An 18,556-nucleotide genomic window follows, 5' to 3' on the forward strand; every position below is an offset into this window, starting at 1 on the left:
ATGAACAAAGCCAAAGTTAGAATCTACGAACTATCAAAAGAATTAAATTTGCCTAGCACAAAACTATTAGCAATTTGTAATCAACTCCATATTACAGTCAAAAGCGAAAGTAACTCCGTACCAGAATCAGATGCTCAACGCATTCGTACAGCAGCTAAAAAGCTTATGTCCCCAGCAAATTCTAAAGAATCAAATACTCAAAACATTGGCACATCTGCCAATAAACTAAAATCTCATAACCTGAACACCGAATCTGAAGATTGGGGCTATATGTTCATAGGTGCGATAATTGATCGGTTAATCCAAAATTTAGAAGGTGAAACTGCCCTTAGATCATATCCCGAATTTCGAGAACGGCGAGAGCGTGCTCACGAGTTAATGTTTGAATGCGTCGGTCAAAAACCTGGCATTTTCTATATACGTCGCCAGGGTTCTGGAAAAGAACCAGGAGAAGAAATTTGGAATTTGACAATAGCCACAGACAGAGATGACTTTCAACTACCCCCAAGACTTAAGGAATTAAAAAAAACCTTAGGATTCACAGTAGCTGTAAACAAAAATGGACAACCCGGTTTAAAACTTCTCTCGGCTCATTTGCTCCAAACCTCACGAGGCAATGCTGATGCCTATGCCGTAGCTTATCGAATGCGACTTTTACCTAATCATCATCATCAAATCGGCATTCCAGCAAAAGCATTGGCACGCATAGCAACCATGCCAGTTTGCGGTAATCATGTACCAACAGAAGATCAATTACAAGCTTGGAAAGGCTTTTTGCAAATTGAAGAAAAAATTGCCAAAGCCCGGCAGTTTTGTGTCTCTTACATCAGCTACAAACATGACTTCAAAAGGCAGATTAGTTTTGAAATTAATATCACCTCTGCCACCCTTGACGGTAACGATGAAAATTTATTAGAAGCGGCGAACTTTTGGGAACGAGCAAAACGGACAAGAAACGAAGACATCAAACTATTCGAGACTGCTCCCAAAGGCAAAGACTGGCAGAACGCCCGCCAAATAGGCTCTATTGAAGAAGTAGACCCCAAGGGTTCCATCATCCGCGTCAGACTAGAACGCGAACTAGCTGACTACATAGCAACAGAACGTTATCAGCTACCAACCACCGGATTTTTATTTTTTGAAGCTGTTGGTGAAATCAAACAAATTCAGCGCAAGAAAAAAGCCTTAGATGAATTAAATAATGGTCGGACTCAAAACCCCTATTTAGGTAACTTTTTATTTGATGCTTCTCAAGCAAGACGAATTAAAAAAATTGTTGAACTTCAACCAGAAGACTTATTATTATCCTCCGCTAACCCCGGACAAAAAGCAGCAGTTGAAAAAGTCCTAGCAGCTGAAGATTTAGTTCTCATTCAAGGGCCACCAGGGACAGGTAAAACTACCGTAATTGCCGAGATTTGTTATCAAGTAGCCCGTCGCGGTGGACGCACCTTAATAGCGTCTCAAGCCAATTTAGCAGTAGATAACGCCCTGAGTAGATTAGTTCACAACCCAGTTATTCGGGCTGTACGCAAGGGAAGAGCCGAGAAAGTCGGGGAAGAAGGACAGCCATTTTTAGAAGACCAAGTGATTGGCAGATGGCTAGAAAATACCGCAACTGACTGCGAAGATAGTCTCAGCCAACGCCACGAAAATATTCAGATTTTCAATCAATTGCTGGCATCAGCACCAAGATTTGCAGCTTACTTTAAAGCAGAGCAAGAATTCACTCTACAACAAAATAAATTCAAGAAAAATAAGTTAAAGCTAGAGTCAAACTGTAAAATTCAAGAACAAGCTTACAGCGAAGTAGCAGCGCAGCAGAACGAGGTTGAATTCCTAATTACGGATTTGGAGAACTTTCTAAAAACTGCACCAAATATAAACTGGGAATCTCCTGAAGTCAAAAACTTTTTGCCTCGTCTTCAGCCTTACACAGAAGGCAATAATCAAGTAGAAAACTTTTGGGAAAACGTTCGTCAAGCCATTAAGTATACTGATGAACTTGGTTTTGTTCGTCCAGCCTGTGGTGTATTTGGGTTAGCAGTTTGGTTGCGTGAGACTGTAGCAACAGAAATTTCTCAATTTAGAACTGCTCTTACTTCTGCTCAAAATGCGACTGTAGCCATGTCTGAAGTTGCAGCGCTGGTGCAAGTTTTTAAACAGCATTCCACTTCTTTAAATCAGCTACAAGCAGATTATCAGCCCATCCTGAACAAACAGCAAAACCTACAGCAAACAATCCAGATTTGGGAAAACCGCAAACGGGAAATTGATTATATTATCTCAGCAGTTTTAGAATGGAAGTCTACAGCATCTTCCCATCTTTATCAAGTCTTAAAAGATTGTCAGCAATCCGGTTTACCTTTAACAGAAAATCTGCTGGACTTACCAGTAGGGCTATTAATGTTTGCCAATACATTAAAATTGCCAATTTTGCCCAAAGGTTACATCATAAACCTGCCAGAATGGGAGCTATTGACAAAGGCAATGTCTTATGAAGCCGAGGGAGCTTTTTCTGACAGAAGGGGTAAACAGCATAATTTTAGTTATTTTTTACAGCAAAATTTTAGTCAGATTCCAATAGTGCTAGTAAAAAGCGATCGCACTCAATGGAAAGAAATTGCTCAACAGTTTAGCAATTATCAACTGCTCACCCCAAAACAGCGAAAATTACTGGTTGAGAATACCCAGCTTTTTTTAGTTAGATTACAAAAAACTTACGGTGCAGTTTATGAATGGAATAACATCGACTCTACCCTCACCCAGATTACACAAGAATTACTAGAAACTATCCTGGCAAATGCCCGTCAATGTATTTTAAAAGTCAAAACTGAAACTGAACAACAGCTTCAAAATCTGCAACGACAATTAGATGAATTTCAGAAAAATGAAATCATTCAACAGCAAATATTCGCTACTCAACATCAAATAGAGAAAGTCCAGCAAGATGCTAGTGTGAAACTTGAACAAGTTATTAATATCTTGCAAAAACTTAGCCAACAGCAAAACATACCTGCTCAATTACGCATTCTCACTGAACAATATCTCGCAACTCAATCAAAGATTTGGGAACAACCTGAAGAATTCTCAAAGCAAATCCATTCTTGGGAAATTGGCATCAGTCAGCTTGAAAGCTTAATTTTTTCATTAGATTCTTTGGCGATGCTAGAGATAATCAAAAACTCTCTGCATGAGCATTCCTCAAAGCTAAAAGAAGAAACTGCAAGTTGTTCTAAAGAACTTGAACTAATCCAAATTAAACTACGGGAACTAGAACATAAATTACAAACGCAGCCATCAGAAAAATTAACCGAAGAAAGAAACTGGTGGATGATAGAATGGCAAAGAATACCTGAAAAATTTAAACCTGAGATTTCTGATAATGACTTATTTAATCTGAAACTTTTACGCGGCATTAAAAATCAGTTTGATTCTTGCCAACAGCAACTGCAAGATGAAGAAAAATATCTCAATAGATATCAGCACTTTGTCCAAGATTGGATAGCTAAACTCCGCAATCCTTCAGAACGTGATCAACAAGATTTAAGGCGAATTTATCTAGACAATGCTAATGTCGTCGGTATCACTTGCGTTCAAGCAGCAAATTATAATTTTTCTGAAGAATTCAAATATTTTGATGTTGTCATCGTTGATGAAGTTAGTAAATGTACTCCACCAGAGTTATTAATTCCTGCCTTAAAAGGCAAAAAGTTAGTTATGGTAGGTGATCATCGACAATTACCACCAATGCTTGATACTAGAACTTTAGAAGAACTTGCTCAAGAGATTGGTAGTGGAAGAGAAGAACTAAAATATTTAGAAGAATCTCTATTTAAAATCCAGTTTGAAACTGCTGATGAAAGTATTAAGCAAATGCTAACTACACAATATAGAATGCACCCGTTTATTATGGGTGCAATCAATCAGTTTTATGATGGTAAACTAGAATGTGGCATTTTGGAGCCTGACAGCAAACGCGCTCATCATCTAGCCGGCGAAATTATCCAAGAACATCATCATATTAATTGGGTGAAAATGCCTGGAGGGAAGGAATTTCAAGAGCAACGTGAGGGAACTTCGTTCTTTAATATTCAAGAAATTGATGCGATTGAGCGTTTGTGTCAGCAATTTGAGACTACTTGGAGTTCTAGAGTTGCTAATGGTGAATCACCCAAAGAAATCGCCGTAATTACATTTTATGGCGCTCAACTGAGAAAAATTGATGAACGTCTGCAATCTGAACTTTACCCTTCATTACAAATTCGTACTGGTACAGTTGACCAATTTCAAGGTATGGAAAGACCTGTTGTAATTGTGAGTATGGTTCGCAATAATAATCAGGGAGATGTGGGATTTGCTAAAAAGCCAGAACGGGTTAATGTTGCCTTTTCCCGCGCTCAAGAACTACTAATAATTGTCGGTTGTCACGATTTATTTACCTGTAAACCAGGCATAGCCGGCAGTATGTATTCTGAAGTTGCAAACATTGTCAGTCGTCATGGAGGTTTTATTGATGTTTCTCGCGTCTGCAACTAAACCTATTGATGATGTTCTCAAAAATGCGGTAGAGAAAATTGAAGCGCAAAGTTCTGGTTTATCAGTTTTAGCAGCGCGTCAATTTCGCTATAATTTGCGTCAAAATACTGTAGAGTTAAATATTAAAGAACCCCGTCAATTTAACGTCCTCGAAGAATTTATTATCCGGGCGGGGATTGAATTTGAACCGCCACCTACAGCGGATGAACTAGCGTCTGTACTTGGGCTTGATTCTGTATTCGTCAAAAGTACTATTGCTACTCTTCAGACATTGCAAACTTTGGCGGTAGCATCTCAAATTACAGTCACTTCTGAAGGGCGTTCATTTTATGAAAAAGGAACTGTACCTCAGCCGCCATACTCTGTGCAAGTTTATGCTATTTCTGACCCTCTAGGCGGAAATATTAGTTTTCAGTCTGAATCTTTGAATGATGCCACAGTAAATTTACCAGATTTGGCAAAGTATGTAAATTTTAATCATAAATTTTCTGATATTTCTTCTTTATCCCTTGAGGAATTACAGCAAAAACTTCTGGAATCAGATTTAGGTCTTCATCTGCCAGAAGAGGGGAAAGTTGTTACTTCTTTTCGGGTATTATCTCCGACGCAAAGCCTTTGGAAAACTATCTCGCTGTTTGTTATTTTTGATGCGCTTGAAGATAAATTAAGCATTCAACTAAGACAAGGTAAGCGAATTTTAGAGGCAGCATCAAACTGGCTAGAAGCATTGCAAAATGAAGGTAAGATTTCTTTGCAGGCTTTGTGTGAATTGTCAAATGAAACCATCAATTTTGAGCGTGAGGCGATTCTTAATCAGAAAAATGCCGTCAGAGAATCAAGACTCGAAAAGATTCGCCAAATGGCGCTAGAAATTGCACAGGATAATTTACCAGTAATAACAATTATTCATGAGGTTGAAACAAATAAGATCCCCCCAACCCCCCTTAATAAGGGGAGCAAAGATAAAACTAAGAGCAATGAGATCCCCCCAACCCCCCTTAATAAGGGGGGCAAAGATAAAACTAAGAGCAATGAGATCCCCCCAACCCCCGTTAATAATGGGGGCGAAGAGAAGCGGGGTAAAGAGGAGGGGGGTGAAGAGAAATCAGATGTTATGACAGGTACGGCGGTGCAGTTACGTGATGGACAAATTGCTGAAGCTTTTTCTGAGGTTTTAAATTCGGCGAAACGTCAGATTTTGATTTATTCTCCTTGGGTGAGTCAAGCTGTTGTTGATGATAAATTTTTGAGTTTGCTACAGCAATTGGTTAGTCGCGGGGTGGGGATTTTGATTGGACATGGAATTGCGCGACGACGAGAAGATGAAGAAAGACTAATTCCACCAGAAATAGAGGCAAAATTGAAAGCAGTAAAAACACCTGAGGGTTTACCGGGTGTACAGGTTTTCTGGTTGGGAGATTCCCACGTTAAAGAAGTCATAGTTGATCAAAAAATCCATCTGTGCGGTTCTCATAACTGGCTTTCTTATCGCGGCGACTATCTACCGCGAGGTGAGTCAGTTTATCAAGTCACAATTCCCGCTCAAGTCCAGGAAGCATATCAATTTCTCGCTGAACGCTGCCAAAATCACGCCCAAGAATTATGGTCAAATGCTGTAGAAAACCGCGATTTTCAACTGGCTGTAGAGTCTCTTTGTATTTGGGGGGCGCTGGCTATGGAAGATGTCGCACTGACAGCGATACAGCAGCATAACTGGCTGGAACTTCTGCCTGTGTGGCTCAATGTGGTGCTTCAGGGGTTAAGGTCGAATAATATACCCGGTGATTCGGCGAGTTTAAAAACGGCGCTTTCGTTGCTGAGTCAGGTTGGAGTTGAAGCCGCTTTTATTGAGCCATTGGGGCGGGGATGGCGTCAAGTTTTCTGTTTAATCGCGATTAACAATCGTGAAACTGCACTAAATTTACTCAGCAATGACGTGTGGGCGCAGTTTCTCCGTCTCAATATTGCCCAAGAGAGTGATTCACCCGATAAATTTATATCACCACCTCCTGCACCTCAAAAGCCAGGGAAGAAGAAAACCGAGATCAAAAAACGGGGCGGTGACTAATAATTCTAGTACTTACACAATAACTCTCTCAAAACTTCTTCCTTTGCGTCCTTTGCGCCCTTTGCGGTTCGTTAATGATTTTGTCTAAGTCCCAGATTCTTAACTTGTTATCCACTTAAATGAAGATGCAAAAATCCGTCACATTCGATACAATTTATTAGCCCAAGAGCGCCGAGGAGAATAACGTGGTCTTAACAAAAGGCTTTGAGATCGAGATGTATACTGGCACGCCTCAAGGAGAAATCGTCGGTCTCTCCGATAAAATTATCGCGGCGTTGAATGGATTTATGCGGGAGCCAGATAGCCGTAACGTAGAATACATAACCAGTCCATCGAGTAGCTATGAGAATCAATTGTGTGGTTTGCTGCGTCCCCGGCGGACTTTGCGAAACTATCTCCAACGTTTGGGCGGTTACACTTTAATACCGGGGAGTACTCTGTCTTTGGGTGGGAGCGATCGCTTTTTGCGTTCCGATCCGACTAACCCCTATCACGAATACATTGAGCAAAGCTACGGAACAAAGGTAGTTACCGCCAGCGTCCATATTAATATTGGCATCAGCGACCCAGAAGTGTTAATGCGGGCTTGTCGGGTGATTCGTTTGGAAGCTCCTTTATTCCTCGCCCTCAGTGCCTCATCGCCTTTCCTAGATGGCAAAGCTACCGGCTATCACTCGACCCGTTGGGGTCTTTTTCCTCAAACCCCTGCCCGTGTGCCTTTATTTGCCAGTCATGCCGATCATATTCAATGGGTGGAAGCACAACTGGCTGCGGGGACAATGCAAAACGTGCGGCATTTGTGGTCATCGGTGCGACCAAATGGCGATCGCCGTCCTTATGAATTGAATCGTCTGGAACTAAGAATTTGTGATTTAGTCACAGATCCTATTGCCTTGTTAGCGATTACTGCCTTGCTAGAAGCCCGATTGTTACAGATCATCGAAAACCCTGACATTGACCCATTAACCCAAAGCAGTCTCTCCCCAGAAGAATTGATCACCCTGACGGCTAGCAACGAAGCAGCAGCGGCTAGCAGTAGCCTTGATGCTTGTTTACAGCACTGGCAAGATGGTAGAAGTATCATCGCCAGAGATTGGATTGGGGAACTTTATCAAGATGTTTGGGCGATCGCAAAACAACGAGGCTTTAGTTGTTTCCTTTCCCCTTTACACAAAATTCTCCGCGAAGGCAATGAAGCCCAACAGTGGTTACAGTTGCACACCATCGGGTTTGACACCCAGCGCGTCATCACCCAGGCAATTATTGCCACCCAAGAACGGGAAATGGAACTAGAAGACAAGTTGTGTTCGTCTTTACTGGCATAAGACCAGAACCGCTGTCTTTGTCTAAATGTTAAATTTTTCTGGAGACGCCATTAAACAAAAATACTCTCAGATATTGTTGTGAGAGTATTTTTGCTTAGTTTTAAATATCTAATGTGTAGCATCTGCTTGACAGATATTAATAAAACCTATGAATCACCTCTATCATTAGATAGATTTTGCCACTAATATTTAGATTGTTTTATCAAATACATAACTTTTAGTTACCATGCCTCAGGTAGTTTTAGTTAACCCACAAATTCCTCCCAACACAGGCAATATTGCCCGTACTTGTGCGGCTACAGGTACAGAGTTACATTTGGTGGGGCCTTTAGGGTTTGAAATTAGCGATCGCTACCTCAAAAGAGCGGGTTTAGATTACTGGCCTTATGTCAAGTTGCACTATCACGAATCTCTAGAAGCCTTTAAGAACATACATCATGAGCGCGGCGGCAGATGGTTAGGCTTCACCGTCGGCGGCAGTTGTAATTATGCCAATTTTCAATTTCAAGCCGATGATTGGCTACTGTTTGGCAGTGAAACTACAGGTTTACCAACCGCCGTACTGTCAGCTTGCGATGCTAAGGTCTACATTCCTATGGCTCAACCAGGGGTTCGCAGCTTAAATCTGTCAGTAAGTGTAGCTGTAGGCTTGTTTGAAGCCCGCCGTCAGTTAGGTTATTTACAATAATTTTCTCAGTGCTTTATGTATAAAGCCTTCACTAAAGCTTTGAAAGCACTCATGTTACAAGAGAATTTTCCCAACAGCTTTCTCCCTTGTTACCACAAAAATAATGTTATTTAATATACAACCTGCCTTTAGTAACAGCCAACTTTCAGGTAAAGAACGCTTACTCACCTGTCTAAGCTAATATAAGAAATTTGTATATAAACTACGAGACCATCGCCGATTTAAATGATAGATTTTGATGAATTTGAATGATCTCTAACAGGAAATCAAACAGCTAAAAGCCTTTCTGACCAAGCATTTAGGCTATTTTTAGTCCAATGGCACTAAAAAGCAGCGAAACAGCCGCTGAGAGTTCATACGGTTGTTTTTTAGGGAATAATCAACGTAAAGTCTCGTGTTGGTAAGACGGATTGCCTAAAAATATCTTGAAGATATCTACAGCAGGGGACATCACTTTATCCAGAAGTCGTAGCGACTTAATTGCTAACAGTGACAGTGGACTTGGCAAAGCTATAATATTTGTCCAATCCCCGCGCTAAAAGCCAAATAGGCGTGTACAACTAACTGTTAAGAGTAAAAATTCCTTTTTTTGTGAGGAGTGGTTCAGACAAGTATGCACAGAAAATTTAAGATTTACTAACGGGTGTAAACTTGTCTAAATCAGAGAAGCAGGTTAATCTTGCGTAAGCATCTCTGGTGAGTGTGATCTTGATCTATAGTTCGATGTGATCTAAATAATTGACTAGAATCAAACTGATAAATCGAGATCAGTTAAGCGCTAGTGATCATAGGAGGTCGTCTTTGAAACGAGCATTGAAAAAGAGAGTGAAGGCTGTGTTGAAAAATAACCCCAGCAGTGATGATGCCCCGGTAGAGCATTTAAATGTGATAAATCCCAAAGTAAACCGCCGGGCGCGAACCCAAGCCGCCATGATTGGCTTGGCAATCTCCATGGGAGCAACCAGCCTTTTGGTGACTCGACAAAGCGATCAAGCCCAAGCAGCAGCCCCTGTAGGCAGTCAAAAGGCAGCCTCAACAATTCCTGCTGCTTCTGAGACTGAGGTGAAATTTGCCACCACAAAGCTGGAGTCAAGCGCCGTCTCAACAGCGAGCGTGCCTGAAAATCCTGTCATAGTGGAACCAACAGCAGTTTCACAAGTGCCTGGGCTTGAAGCTAAATGGCAAATTGCCGCCAGTAGCATGGCTGTGCAAGTTCCTGCATCAGAAGCAATTTCCAGATCAACAGTAGCTGACAAAAATACGGTCTACATCCAGCCCCAAGTAGCAAAGGGACTGAGTGATACTAACACGACAGTTCAGGGCACAGTACAAACAGCCAAGCAGCTGTCTGAGCCATCACAACAATTCTCTAGCCCTGAGGGTGTTGCTGGTGGTCAACCCTCATCGGTGATTGTGAATACAGCCAGTGATGAAGTTAATGCACAACTAAAGGCGCAGCAAGAATTTGCCCTAAATCGCTTACAGGAAAAATCGAACCGTTTAAGAAAGAGTTTGGCTCAGTTGCAGTCTGGGGAAACCAAAAACTCATCACAAGCTGGTATTGAATTGGCACAGCCGACGACTGTAGCCGAGAGCACTGTAAAAGCACCGTCGGAATCTGTCACTGATGCCAGCAAATCCAGCCTGATATCAAAGTTAAAACAGAACAAAGAGACGAGTGCGGCGATGCAGCAATTACCAATGCCTGCACCAGCTACACCAAAAGTTGCCGCACCGTCGGCTCGCACAGCCTACGAAGTTAAGCCGGGAGATACCTTAGCAGCGATCGCTAGCAATCACGGTACTTCAGTTTCAGAACTAGTTAAGGCGAATAATCTAGCCAATCCCAATCAACTGCAAATCAGTCAAAAACTGATGATTCCTGTTGCTGGGTTAGAGCGTAGTACTGTTGCCCAGCCACAGGTAGTAACTCAGCCTACCGTTGCCCAGACCAGCAGCACTTTTACTATAGTGACTCCCTCTGTGAATGCGGCTAGTATCAAAGCCAATCTGCCTGTAGCTTCACAGTTACCAGTTATTGCCGATAACACCAATGTTACCGTCCCCACACAGGTAACTATAAATAATCAGATTCAGGCAAATACTGCTAATGCGATCGCTTCCAGCGGGGCGCAGCCCATCGCGAACAGCGGGGCGTTGCCCATCGCCGACCGCACTGCAATCCGCGCGATCGCACCAGAAACAGCCCCTGATAATTCTTATGGTGTAGGCGGCGATACCCCAGTACCAAAGGCTTTTACCGAATATCAGCTGGCTCAAAAACCAACTCAAAAGGTAGCCAAGGGAAAAAGTAACGAGCGTCTCCGAAGCTTACAAGCAGAAATTGAGAGATTGCGGCAGAAATACCGTGCTCAACAGTCTGGTACAGCTACGCCAGAAGTTACCGAAATCGACACTGCGGTAAGCGAGAGTGCCGCAATACCGATTCCTGTGATGAAATCCAGGGATTTCGCGGCATCTAGCCCCTTCTCGCAACCAAACGCCGTGCAGATTCCGGTTCCCAGACCAATTCTGCCCAGCTATAGCGCCCAACCGGTTAAGCCCTTATTCCGCGCTACTCAACCGGCTAACGAACCAATCAATCCAGAGTTTCTGTCAAATCAAGGGGGTTCGCGGTGGTCTCCCTCCCGCGCTAGGTTAGGAACACCTAAGAGCGGTGTAAATGCTGCTGATTCCTTAGGAAAAATGCGGGGAACCACCGTTTCTCCACAGTTACCACCTTTGGCAGCAGTGGATCAATACCTACCCAGAGCGATTGACCCAGCAGCTACACCCAACCCGTCTAGCTTCTCCACGGCTTACATTTGGCCAGCAAAGGGTGTTCTCACCTCTGGCTACGGCTGGCGCTGGGGCAGAATGCACAAGGGAATTGATATTGCTAACTCCACCGGTACACCGATTTATGCAGCGGCTGAGGGTGTAGTAGAAAAAGCAGGCTGGAACAACGGTGGCTACGGCAACCTCGTTGATATCCGCCATTCTGATGGCACCCTGACTCGCTATGGTCACAACAGCCGAATTTTGGTGCAAGTAGGTCAACAAGTGCAGCAAGGGCAAACAATTGCTGCAATGGGTAGCACTGGTTTCAGCACAGGCCCCCACACCCACTTTGAAGTCCATACAGCAGCCAAGAAGGCAGTCAACCCCATCGCCTTCCTGCCTGCTCGCCTGTAATTTCTAGTTGTCTGCAACTTAATAATTGTCTTGTTCTTTGAGGGGGATTTTCTCCCTCTTTTATTTTATTTAGACAAAAATTTTTGACTTGGGAATTGCCACAGCCAAATTTGTATGTTATCTTAATAGAAGTTGATAAAACAACATGGCTCAGTAGCTCAGTTGGTTAGAGTACGGGACTCATAAGCCTGGGGTCGTCAGTTCAAATCTGACCTGAGCCATTTTAAAAATTCAGTCTTAGCAAAGATTTAAGCCGACAGTCGAAGTTTTACGACTATATGGCTTTTTGCTGTAAATACCTTAATCCTACAGGTAGAGACGTTGCATGCAACGTCTCTACAGGTTGGAATGGTCTTTATAAATTAGTAGATTTATTGACGATAACTTCCAACTCATTCTGCACGCGCTCAAGTTCTTGGCGTTTTTGATAAATAAAGGCTTTTTCAACTTCGCGTTGTTCTAGGGTTTCTTGCTCAATTCTATCTTGTTGTTCTATCAGATTTTCGCAAAGTGATATAGCTTGATCAATAACAGAAAGAAAAGATTCAATTCTGCTTTCAAGTATTGAACTAATATATTGGTTTATTTCTTCTAAGATTTGATTTTTTGAATCTACAAATTTTGATAAACCCGATTCAATAATTTTTTGCTTGATTCCTGTATCTTGTTGTTCATCAACTCCTTTTATAAAATTATTAACCCCAAATATTATTGGTGCAAGAAGTATTAAACCACTTGATGCTAAAACAACATAAGTTAACACATTTACCGACCATCTTCCTAATGTACCAAAAAATGGCTTTGTATCTATATTAACTAGATCATAATTAATGCATCCACTTAATCTAGTATTAATATTTTTGTCTATTATTTCTAATTTTGTATTTAATTCATGGGTCTCTTGTAAAATTCTATCGTTTAAAATTTCTAAATGTTTTTCTATGATCTTACTCAAACTATATTTCTGCCATAGATTTAATGTAGATTTTAAATCTTCCAAAAATTGACTTGTATATTCCTTTATTAATTCCTTTTGTTCAAATAATCTGGAATGTTTAGAACTCCATGTAACTGATCTCTTTGCTAATTCTTCTGGTAATTCACTATACCATTTATGCCAAGCTTCATGAGCTTCGTTAACTGCTTGATTTTTCAGTTGTTCTGCAAAACTTCGGAGTTTCAATTCGCGTCCGCTTATTGAACCAATTTTTTCTAGAACTTCTAATTTTTCAGCTTTAGAAAGAGATATTTTGCCTTCTAAAACTTTGTTATATTGAATGAGTAAATCTAAAGATTTTGCAATTAAGCTATCCAATTCATTAACGGAACGCTTAATTTTTATTGCTCCGCGTTCAAAAGTCAAAAATCTTTCCAAAGACTGAGTAAAATATTTAAATGATTTCAAATATTCATCATCATCCCTATTCTGTATTGATTTTAATGCTTTTTTTGCAGAAATATAATGAACACGTTTTTCACCTGCTGTAATGAGTAATTTTTCAGATTCAACAAAGGTTTCAAGTCGCTTTTTCACATATTGGTGATCTTCTTCATTATCCAACATATCCATGAAATTAACTAATATAAAAAGATTCTCAGCCGCGTTTTTACTTTCACTGTTATTAAGTTGATATCTCACATCTTTTATTAATTCTTTTTCTTTTTCGGTCAGAAGATGCACTGCATTAGTTAAGAAAATTACTGCATCTGTCTCTTTAAGTAGTTTGTACGTAATAGCAGTTCTATCAGGATGTTCATTCAAACCAGGTGAATCAACAATTTCTACACCACTTTTACATAAAGCTAATTCAGGATGTTCAAAAATAATTTCCTCAAGATCAGATTGTAATAATTCATCACTACGATGTTCTACAGCAGCTTCTTTAGAAATTGCAGCTTTTACTTTATACTGATCAAGAGGAATTTCCTCACTTCTTCCGTCTTTATAGAGACAAATTACTCGTTTTTGAGTCCCATATTTTAGAACTGTTACTGTACCACTACAAGGAATTGCTCTTACTGGTTGAATTTCTTCACCCACTAAAGCATTTAGCAAGGTTGATTTTCCATTACTAAATTCCCCTACTACTGCTAATCTGAACCTCTGGGATTTTATTCTGAGAGATACTTCTGCAATCTCTCCTATCAAACTTTGCGGTATAAAACCACGTTTTCTAAATTCCTGAATTATATTGGTAATTTGATAACAAAAATATTGTAATTTCTTACGATATTCTTGGAACTTTTTCAACTCATCATAAGATAGGGGTGCGGTCTGTTCATCTGTTTCTATTTCTATTTTTGCAGGTAAAGTATCTAAAATATAATTAGCAGCCTCAATCAATGCAGTATCTAGAGCATAAAAACGATCAGTCGCAAGCAAAAATTTTACTTCCTCTAAAGCATCTGGATCTACATTTACATCATGCGTAAATCCAGCTTCTAATATGGCTAAGTGCTGAGAGTCAATACCCAGCCGATAAGCAACTGTTTCGATATAATTTTTCTCGTGTAAATTAATGTCATTATCTACAAATGACATTTCATAGCCAAGACTAATCAAAATCAGCCTTTCTGAATTTGTCAGCATATCTGTTAGAGTTATAAATTCTGGAGAATCTGCATAAATCTGATGCAGTTTTATTCCTGAACTTACATATCTCATTATTAGGTTTAGTATTGTCATTGGTGATTTTATGAAACGCTGGAGAATTTTTTCCCAGCATTGCTTTTCCTGTTCTGTTGCCATGCCATCTGCATCTGCTACACCACGTAGAATTACTATTAAAGATGCTAAAAATATAATTAAAGGTGTTATATCCTGTTGACTCAGCCTTACACCACTAATCTCTTTTAATAACTCAACAGTTTCAGAGGTAACTCGTGAAGTTTCCATAAAAATTTCTCGTTTATATAGTATTTTATCCCTGTTCTGTCACTCTCCGAAAACATTTGCCATTTCTGAATTCTAGAGCTTTTATCTACCAAGCGATTGCACAATTTCTTTCTAATAACAAATACAAAACCCATTTTTTTCTAATAGGATAGCTTGGATTGATTGGTTGATAAGGCTTCCAGAGATTGCCCTCCCGGAAAGTGACAGAAGAGGGATAAGATAATTATTCCCTAATTGAATCAAAATTAACCTATTTACCGCACAATTACGGTTTTTGGTATTGGAAATGGTCAGTTAAGCTAATAATATTACATATGAATCCACTAAATACTAATATGCAGTTTCAATTTGAACCCATAATTCAATCCAGCATTGATGCTGGTAAATATGAACAAGTATTTAGTAAGGTTGGTGTACCTCTAAGTATGGCTAGAGATCCTGTTACTGGTCGGTTTGTTGCTCATGCTATTGGTGCTAATGTCAACGACAGCCCATTAGTACCACTAGTATCTACTCCTAATTTCCTGAAAGCTGGTGTACAGATGTATCAAAATCAGCAAAATTTTACAGCAGTGATGGGTAGCTTGCAAACTATACAAAGTAGTCTGGGAGTGTTACAAGCTACAACCGCTTTGATTGGTGTGGGAACAGTTGCAGGTGTAGCATTAACAGCAGTGAATTTACATCAAACACTCAAATTGAGGAAAGAAGTTGAGCAAATGCGGCTGGAGGTCAAAAATGGCTTTATTGACTTGAAACAAGCCTTAAAAGACCAAGGAGCGGAAATCAGGCAATTAATTGAGCAGGTAGCCCAAGATATTAAATTTGAACAACATCGCACGATTTTAGTTAGGGCGTATGGGTTGTTTATCCAGGCTATAAACCGTTTTCGTTCAGCGATGCAATTGCAAGATATCAGCCGGAGAAATGCTGAAATTGATGCTGTGAGAGGAATGTTATTTGAGGCTTTAGCAGATTACACTAACCCGCATTTATTAGCAGAAACTTGTGCGGCTGGACAACTCCGCAGGCTAGAATGCTCTTGGGCTATTGAACAGACGATTATTGCGACTTATCAAGTACAGAATGAAGTTTCAGCGGTGTGTGATCGCCTTTTGCAACTACAAGATAAAATCTGTGAAGATGCTATCACCGTGATTAACCGCTGCGAATCAGATGACGAGCTTGATTTTCTCTTTCCCGAAATTACCCGCATTCGCAACCATGATTTAGTCCTAATCAACTCATGGCAAAATCATGTTGATTGGTTAAAATCCCTTTCCCCATCAGAATTAAAACTTTTAAATAGCTCTGATTTCAATAATTCAGAAACTAACCAAACCCTCACAGCTTCAGAAATCCCCCCCGAACAATTAATATACGAAAATTTAGCAGAAAAGTCTCATTTCTACTCCCTGCGTGACCAATTATTATTTATGTTCGAGCCTGATCTACGTCGAGAGTATGAAATTTATGTTAGTCAGCAAGCGGCAGACTCTGGATATAAAACATTAGTTAAATCCAATTTACAACAAGCATCTAATTTAACAGTTGCTAATTTTTTTCACTACTTTAATATTAGAGATGAATCAGAAAATAAGCTGTTTAAAGCATAATTAGGGCGGGCAAGATGCCCACCCCACAAGAGTTTTATGTTATGAGTAGTTGACACAATAACTACCATCAAATTGATAATTGGTAACCCATAAAAAACGAAAACATTTACTATATATCTCTCCTTCATTCCTCTGGTGCGCCTCTGCGTGAAACGAAAAGCATTTACACAAGAAATCATTTAAAATGACGAATTACTTCAGCCACAGACCAAGCTTGGGCGATCGCACCTTTAGCTAGATGCGGCGCATCCCCATCAAAAATTTCCGAGATAGAATTAATACAAGCACTAGATAGAAAATGGTCTAGCAAAGGTTGCCAATCAAAAGGTATTGGCGCTTCTGGGTAAAAACGCTGCCAAGCGCGGATATAAGGGCCAATCAGCCAACCCCAAACAGTGCCTTGGTGATATGCGCGATCGCGTTTTTGCACATTGCCCTCATATATCCCGATATATTCAGAATCCCCCGGATCGAGGCTGCGAAGACCATAGGGAGTAAGCAAACTAGAAGTAGCCAAATCCAGTATCTGTTGTCCCTGCTGTGAATCAAACCCGCAATGGTGCAGGGATAGCGCCAAAACTGCATTCGGGCGAATTTGAGAATTGCGGCGATCGTCCAACTCAATGGTGTCGTACAAATAGCCTAGCTGAGGATTCCAGAACTTTTGCAAGGAGGCTTTAACCCGTTGTGCTTGCTGGGTGTAACGCTGTGCCTGTTTAGCAAGACGCACCGGTTCGCCCAAATCAAGCTGGCTCAACCGTTCTGCCCACTGACTCATCCAACATAAAGCCGAATACCACAAGGCATTAATTTCCACTGGCTTGCCGTGACGGGGTGTAACAGGCTGCCCCCCAAGTACCACATCCATCCAGGTAAGAGCTACACCGGGAGCATCCCAACCAACTAACTCATCAGTAGCATCGACGTGAATATTGTAGCGGGTACCACCAACAAAGGCTTTGTGAATTTGCTGTACTACCGGGAATTGCTCTGCTAGAAACTGCCAGTCTTGGGTAGCTTCTAAGTAAAGCCCTAAAGTTTCAATCCACCACAACGCTGCATCAATACTGTTGTAAAAAGGTTCGCTATCGACATCGGGAAAAGCGTTAGGTATCAAACCCTGGCGACAATAACGCCCAAATGTTTGCAACACTCCTTTTGCTAAGTCAAAGCGTTTTGGGACTAGTGCCAATCCTGGTAAAGCAATCAAGGTATCGCGCCCCCAATCATTAAACCAGTGATACCCAGCAATGACAGTAGGCCCAGCAATTGAGGCTCGATAAACGATAAATTGATCGCTGGCTCTGAGTAGTTTCTGCCAGATTGAGGATTGGAGATTGGTAATTGTCTTTGTACTATCTGAATTCTGCTGCTCAAATCGAAAAATTTGCGAGAGTCTTTCTTGCTCTGCCGCTACAGCTTCGGCAAAGGCTGTGGAGGTGAGAACAGCTTGCTGTGAGTCGGCAAAACCTACCCGTGCTTCTAGAGTGATTGTATCTCCCGTCTGGAGAGGGACTGTTAAGTAACCGGGGCTAAAGAGGTCTTCGCGATCGCCTAATCCTCGCTTTGTCTCCTCTGATAACCCATAATTCCAGTACCAAACTGTATTTGGTTGATAGTTTCCTTTGGTCCACCGCAAGTGCCACGGGATGCCAAAGTTTCCAGCATAAATCGCTTGCAGACAAACTTGTTGTGGCCCAAGCAATTGGGAAAACTGTAATTCCTGATCGCCATTTTGCTGATGGTGAAAATTGCGATCGCCGATCAGCAGTCGCAGCTTTAAAGTAGCTGCATCCTTACCCTGATAGCGATACTGAATCAAAATCCGATGACTAAAAGATGCTTCTTTGGCCTCATCAGCTAACCCATAGGGCATCGCCAATTGTCTGGTTAATTGCCAGTTATCCTCACCCCAAATCCATTTGGGAACTGGGTTAATCTCAAAAGAGCGTAGCAGTTCGTAGCCGGTCGGCTCAATCTGACTACTACCCCATAAATTTGTACCCAAGGCGATAAATTTGTTCTTTACTTCTAGGCTCGCTTCCAAATGCGAAATCAGCAAGTTACGCCCAGAAGGTGGATTCATCGCGGCAAATAGCCAACCGTGATAGGTGCGCGTGCGGACATCAGAAACTGTACCACTAGCAAAACTGCCGAGGCCGTTGGTGAGTAACCATTCTCTTGTATCTAAATCAGCCATTTGCTACTCAAAATCGTTATGACTATGAT

The 18,556-nt window shown here is 41.1% G+C and carries 8 protein-coding genes and 1 tRNA gene; 7 read left to right on the plus strand and 2 right to left on the minus strand.

Going from position 1 to position 18,556, the window contains the following annotated elements:
- From CYLST_RS16695 to CYLST_RS16725, 6 genes are all read left to right on the plus strand, one after another.
- Positions 1-4,539, plus strand: a complete 4,539-nt coding sequence (locus CYLST_RS16695; RefSeq protein ID WP_015208900.1) for a translation initiation factor IF-2 N-terminal domain-containing protein — start codon at positions 1-3, stop codon at positions 4,537-4,539.
- Positions 4,517-6,607: a phospholipase D-like domain-containing protein gene (locus CYLST_RS35985; RefSeq protein ID WP_015208901.1), complete on the plus strand. Its 2,091-nt coding sequence runs from the start codon at positions 4,517-4,519 to the stop codon at positions 6,605-6,607. The genes CYLST_RS16695 and CYLST_RS35985 overlap by 23 nt, the downstream gene beginning before the upstream one ends.
- A gap of 185 nt (positions 6,608-6,792) precedes the next feature.
- Positions 6,793-7,932 (plus strand): glutamate--cysteine ligase, encoded by a 1,140-nt coding sequence (gene gshA / locus CYLST_RS16710; RefSeq protein WP_015208902.1) that lies wholly within the window; start codon positions 6,793-6,795, stop codon positions 7,930-7,932.
- Positions 7,933-8,158: 226 nt separating this feature from the next.
- Positions 8,159-8,620 (plus strand): tRNA (cytidine(34)-2'-O)-methyltransferase, encoded by a 462-nt coding sequence (locus tag CYLST_RS16715; protein ID WP_015208903.1) that lies wholly within the window; start codon positions 8,159-8,161, stop codon positions 8,618-8,620.
- Positions 8,621-9,421: 801 nt separating this feature from the next.
- Complete coding sequence (locus CYLST_RS16720) at positions 9,422-11,815, plus strand: peptidoglycan DD-metalloendopeptidase family protein (RefSeq protein ID WP_015208904.1); 2,394 nt, start codon at positions 9,422-9,424, stop codon at positions 11,813-11,815.
- Positions 11,816-11,962: 147 nt separating this feature from the next.
- A tRNA-Met gene (locus tag CYLST_RS16725) sits at positions 11,963-12,036 on the plus strand.
- Between the two features lie 134 nt (positions 12,037-12,170).
- Here the strand turns inward: CYLST_RS16725 and CYLST_RS16730 are convergent.
- Positions 12,171-14,711, minus strand: a complete 2,541-nt coding sequence (locus CYLST_RS16730; RefSeq protein ID WP_015208905.1) for a dynamin family protein — start codon at positions 14,709-14,711, stop codon at positions 12,171-12,173.
- Positions 14,712-15,046: 335 nt separating this feature from the next.
- Between CYLST_RS16730 and CYLST_RS16735 the strand changes: the two genes are divergently transcribed.
- Complete coding sequence (locus CYLST_RS16735) at positions 15,047-16,327, plus strand: hypothetical protein (RefSeq protein WP_015208906.1); 1,281 nt, start codon at positions 15,047-15,049, stop codon at positions 16,325-16,327.
- Positions 16,328-16,502: 175 nt separating this feature from the next.
- On the opposite strand, the gene CYLST_RS16740 is transcribed toward CYLST_RS16735, so the two are convergent.
- A complete protein-coding gene (locus tag CYLST_RS16740; protein WP_015208908.1) occupies positions 16,503-18,527 on the minus strand; it encodes an amylo-alpha-1,6-glucosidase in 2,025 nt (674 codons plus the stop codon).
- Positions 18,528-18,556: the final 29 nt, after the last annotated feature.

The organism is Cylindrospermum stagnale PCC 7417 (genome assembly GCF_000317535.1).
In the GTDB taxonomy this organism is placed as follows: Bacteria; Cyanobacteriota; Cyanobacteriia; order Cyanobacteriales; family Nostocaceae; genus Cylindrospermum; species Cylindrospermum stagnale.